This is a genomic window from Streptomyces sp. RP5T (genome assembly GCF_003933965.1).
Lineage (GTDB): Bacteria > Actinomycetota > Actinomycetes > Streptomycetales > Streptomycetaceae > Streptomyces.
This window is the reverse complement of record NZ_RSAJ01000631.1, coordinates 1-4,565: the sequence shown is the minus strand read 5'-3', so window position 1 is coordinate 4,565 and position 4,565 is coordinate 1. Positions and strand designations below refer to the sequence as shown.

Genomic DNA, 4,565 nt, shown 5'->3' with positions numbered 1-4,565 from the left:
CCACCGACGGCTACGAGGTGAAGCTCGCCGGAGCGCTGCGCCCCGGCGCCGCCCGCGAACTGAAGCTGATCGTGTCCCGGGACGGCAGGCCCGTCACCGACCTCCAGCCCTACCTGGGCGCCTACGGCCACCTGGTCGCCCTGCGCTCCGGCGACCTCGCCTACCTCCACGTCCACCCGAACGGCGAGCCCGGCGACGGCACCACCGCCGCCGGCCCGGACATCTCCTTCACGGCCACGGCACCCAGCGACGGCAGCTATCGCCTGTTCCTGGACTTCAAGCACCAGGGCAAGGTGCACACCGCCGCCTTCACGGTCCGGACGTCGGAAACGGCCACCGAGGACACGCCTCCCCACGAGTCGGCCGACGAGCACAGCCACTGACCCGCACAACCCGAGCGCGCCCGCGGTCGCCGCGCCTCTACGACACCGCCTGCCTCAGCCGATACGGGCTCCGGCGCCGGCGACCCGGACCCGGGGGTCGCCCGCGTTCAGGGTCACGGTGAGCTTGCCGGGGCGGCCCAGGTCGTGGCCCTGGTGGAGGGTGAGGACGGTGTCCTCGGGGACCAGGGCGAGCTCGCGGGCGTACGCCCCGAACGCGGCCGCGGCGGCACCGGTCGCCGGGTCCTCGACGACCCCGCCCACGGGGAACGGGTCACGGACGTGGAAGACCGTGTCCGACTCCCGCCAGACCAGCTGGACCGTGGTCAGGTCCAGCCGGTGCATGAGGGCTTCCAGGCGCGCGAAGTCGTACGCCAGCTCCGCGAGGCGGGTGCGGGTCGCCGCCGCCAGGACGAGGTGGCGGGCACCGGCGAACGCGATGCGGGGCGGGAACGCCGGGTCGAGATCGCCGGCCGGCCAGTCGAGCGCGGCCAGCGCCTCCGCGAGGTCGGCGTCGGAGACCTCTTCGAGGTGCGGTTCGACGCTGGTGAGCGTGGCCAGGACCGTGCCGTCCTCCTCGGCCACCGACACCGGCACGGTCCCGGCGGGCGTGGCGAACACCAGCTCGCCCGGGCCGATCCGCTCGGCCAGCGCGAGGGCGGCCGCCACGGTGGCGTGCCCGCAGAACGGCACCTCGGCCTTGGGGCTGAAGTAGCGGATGCGGAACGTCCGCCCCTCCGGTCCCTCCAGCCCCTCCGGCGGCGCGGTCAGGAACGCCGACTCCGAGTACCCCAGTTCGGCGGCGATGGCCAGCATGTCGTCGTCGGTGAGGGTGGAGGCGTCCAGTACGACACCGGCGGGGTTGCCGCCCTCGGGGCTGCTGGAGAAGGCGGTGTATCGCAGGACCTCGGGCCGCGGCGCGTTCGTCGTCATGATCGCGGCAACACGGAACCGGGCGGCGGCTATTCCGCGCTCCGTGACCGGGTCCTCAGCCAAGGGCCCGGTCCAGGTTGAACGCCGCGCTGATCAGGGCGAGATGGGTGAACGCCTGCGGGAAGTTCCCCTGCTGCTCACCGGTGTTGCTGATCTCCTCGGCGTACAGGCCCAGGTGGTTGGCGTAGGTGAGCATCTTCTCGAAGGCCAGCCGCGCCTCGTCGATCCGCCCCGCGTGGACCATCGCCTCGACGTACCAGAACGAGCAGATCGAGAAGGTGCCCTCGTCGCCGCGCAGTCCGTCGGGGCTCGCCGCCGGGTCGTAGCGGTAGACGAGGGAGTCCGACACCAACTCCTCGGTCAGCGCGTCCAGCGTGGACAGCCACTTGGGGTCGGTCGGCGCGATGAACTTGGTCAGCGGCATCATCAGCACGGCCGCGTCGAGCACGTCGCCGCCCTCGTGCTGGACGAACGCCTGCCGCGTGTCGGACCAGCCGCGGTCCATGATCCGCCGGTAGATCGCGTCGCGGCACTCCCGCCAGCGGTTCAGATCGGCGGGCAGTCCGCGCCGGTTGGCCATGCGGATCGCCCGCTCGATCGCCACCCAGCACATCAACCGCGAGTACAGGAAGTTCTTGCGTCCGCCGCGGGTCTCCCAGATCCCCTCGTCGGGCTGGTCCCAGTGCGTGCACACCCACTCCACCAGCGTGCACACGTCGTCCCACTGGCCGCTGGAGATCGGCTTGGCCCACTTGTCGTAGAGGTAGATCGAGTCGATCAGGGCGCCGTAGATGTCGAGTTGCAGCTGGTCGGCGGCCGCGTTGCCGACCCGTACCGGCGCCGAGCCCTGATGCCCCTCCAGATGGCCGAGTTCACGCTCCGTCAGATCGGTGCGGCCGTCGATGCCGTACATGATCTGGAGCGGGCCCGAAGGACCGTGGCCCTCCGGACTGACGTGCCGGATGAGGAACTCCATGAACTCCTCGGCCTCGCTGGTGAAGCCGAGCCGCAGCAGCGCGTACACACAGAAGGCGGCGTCGCGCACCCACACGTACCGGTAGTCCCAGTTGCGCTCACCGCCGAGCTGTTCGGGCAGGCTCGTGGTCGGCGCGGCCACGATGGCACCGGTGGGCGCGTAGGTGAGCAGCTTCAGCGTGAGGGCGGAGCGGTGCACCATCTCCCGCCAGCGGCCCCGGTACTTGGAGGCGGACAGCCAGTGCCGCCAGTAGGCGACCGTGCTGTTGAACTGTTCCTCGGCCTCGGTGCGCGCGCACCGGCGGGGCGTCACCTCGCCGCCCACCTGGTCCAGCGCGAACACCGCCGACTCGCCCTCGGCGAGCTTGAAGTCGGCGCGGGCGTCGGGACCCCGGGTCTCCAGGGGCACGGTCGCGGTCAGGCCCAGCGACAGCTTCGGGGACTCGAAGACCGCCACGTCCCCGACCATGCGCACGGTGTGCGGCTGGGCACCGTAGTCGAAGCGCGGCGCCACACGGGTGCGGAACGGGATCGAGCCGCGCACGCACACCACCCGCCGGATCAGCCGGTGCCGCTCGATCTCCACCGTGTCGCCGTCGACCGGCATGAAGTCCTGGACCTCGCCCACCCCGTCCTCGGTGTAGAACCGGGTGATCAGGACGTTGGTGTCCGGGAAGTAGAACTGCTTCGTGCGGGCCGGCACGGCCGCCGCCAGCTCGAAGCTGCCCCCGCGCTCCGCGTCCAGGATCGAGGCGAAGACGCTCGGCGCGTCGAAGGACGGGCAGCAGTACCAGTCGATCGTGCCGTCGGTCCCGACCAGCGCCACACTGCGCAGGTCGCCGATCAGACCGTGCTCGGCGATCGGCAGGTAGCCCGTGCGGTCCCCGGGTGATCCGCTGTGGTCCCTGGCTGATCCGTTCATCGCGGCCTCCTGCGGATCAGCCTAGGCAGGTTCGGCCACAGTGTCAGGGGAACGGCGCTCACACCGTGAGGACCCGCAGCCCCGCCTCCTCGAACCGCCGGACCGTCTCGGGGGCCGCCGCCGAGTCGGTGACCAGCGTGCCGACCTTCTCGGCGGCGCAGATCCGGGCGAACGCCCGGTGTCCCAGCTTGCTGGAGTCGGCGGCCACGACGACCCGCTCGGCCCGCTCGCACAGCAGCCGGTTGATCGCGGCCTCCGCCTCGTCATGGGCGGCGGCACCGTGGGTGACGTCGAAGGCGACGACTCCGAGGACCGCCACGTCGAGGGTGATCTGGCTCAGCACGCCGTCCGCGAGCGGCCCGACCAGCTCGTACGACTGCGGGCGTGCGACCCCGCCGGTCAGCACGATCTTGAACTGGGGGCGGACGGCCAGCTCATTGGCGATGTTGAGCGCGTTGGTGACGATCGTCAGCGCGGGGGAGCCGCTGGAGAAGTCCCCGCGCACGGCGAGGGCCCTGGCCACCTCCGTGGTGGTCGTGCCGCCGGTCAGCCCCACCGCCTCGCCGGGCGCGATCAGCTCCGCGACCGCCTTCGCGATGCGCTGCTTCTCGGAGGCGTGGCGGGCCGTCTTGTACCGCAGCGGCAGCTCGTACGACACCCCGTGCACGACCGCCCCGCCCCGGGTGCGCACCAGCATCTGCTGCTCGGCCAGCTGGTCGAAGTCACGGCGGATCGTCGCGGCCGAGACCTCCAGGTCGGCGGCCGCCTCCTCGACGTCCAGCCGGCCCCGCTCGACGAGCAGCTCCAGCAGCGCCTTCCACCGGGCGTCCCGCGACATCCGCACCCTCCGTCCCTCGCACCGTCCCTCGCCCTCCCGGCGACCCTAGCGCACGCTCGCTGCGCACGGATGCTTGATAGTGCTCGAAAGATGGCTATATCTTGCAAGAACAATCATGGAGAGGGAGAGGTGTGGCATGACCCATGTCGAGGACGAGCTGACCAGCCAGCCCGAGTGCTGGACCCGGGCCGCGACGGAGGCGGCACGCCACGCGGGCGCGCTTCCGGCTCCGGGGGAGCGGGTCGCGATCGTCGGATGCGGCACCTCGTACTTCATGGCGCAGGCGGTGGCCGCGCTGCGGGAGGGGGCGGGGCAGGGCGAGACGGACGCCTTCGCCGCCTCGGAGTTCCCCCTGGGCCGCTCCTACGACCGGGTAGTCGCCCTCACGCGCTCCGGCACGACGACCGAAGTCCTCGACCTGCTGGGCCAGTTGAAGGGGCGCTCGCGCACCACGGCCCTCACCGCCGACCCCGCCACCCCGGTGACGGCCGCCGCCGACGAGGTGGTCGTCCTCGAC

General features: G+C 71.8%; 4 protein-coding genes and 1 pseudogene. 2 read left to right on the top strand and 3 right to left on the bottom strand.

The genetic code is table 11. The features are described 5' to 3' along the window. A pseudogene (locus EHS43_RS37990) lies at window positions 1-383 on the top strand (hypothetical protein); the annotation flags it as partial. A gap of 54 nt (window positions 384-437) precedes the next feature. Here EHS43_RS37990 and EHS43_RS37985 read toward each other — a convergent pair. The 3 genes from EHS43_RS37985 to EHS43_RS37975 are packed head-to-tail and all read right to left on the bottom strand — an operon-like array spanning window position 438 to window position 4,048. After that, a complete protein-coding gene (locus tag EHS43_RS37985) occupies window positions 438-1,313 on the bottom strand; it encodes a PhzF family phenazine biosynthesis isomerase (protein WP_125195165.1) in 876 nt (291 codons plus the stop codon). A gap of 55 nt (window positions 1,314-1,368) precedes the next feature. Beyond that, the gene (locus EHS43_RS37980) at window positions 1,369-3,210 is read right to left on the bottom strand and encodes a glycoside hydrolase family 15 protein (protein WP_125195164.1); all 1,842 of its coding nucleotides are present in this window, start codon (window positions 3,208-3,210) and stop codon (window positions 1,369-1,371) included. Between the two features lie 58 nt (window positions 3,211-3,268). Continuing rightward, entirely contained in the window at window positions 3,269-4,048 is a 780-nt protein-coding gene (locus EHS43_RS37975; protein ID WP_125195163.1) for a DeoR/GlpR family DNA-binding transcription regulator, read from the bottom strand. A 136-nt stretch (window positions 4,049-4,184) separates the two neighbouring features. Between EHS43_RS37975 and EHS43_RS37970 the strand changes: the two genes are divergently transcribed. Then, window positions 4,185-4,565 (top strand): SIS domain-containing protein (locus EHS43_RS37970; RefSeq protein WP_125195162.1); only part of this gene is annotated, 381 nt, incomplete at its 3' end.

Excerpts from the sequence above, each read along its gene's own strand:
- EHS43_RS37985 (WP_125195165.1), bottom strand. The coding sequence starts at position 1,313 with ATGACGACGAACGCGCCGCGGCCCGAGGTCCTGCGATACACCGCCTTC.
- EHS43_RS37980 (WP_125195164.1), bottom strand. The coding sequence starts at position 3,210 with ATGAACGGATCAGCCAGGGACCACAGCGGATCACCCGGGGACCGCACG.
- EHS43_RS37975 (WP_125195163.1), bottom strand. The coding sequence starts at position 4,048 with ATGTCGCGGGACGCCCGGTGGAAGGCGCTGCTGGAGCTGCTCGTCGAG.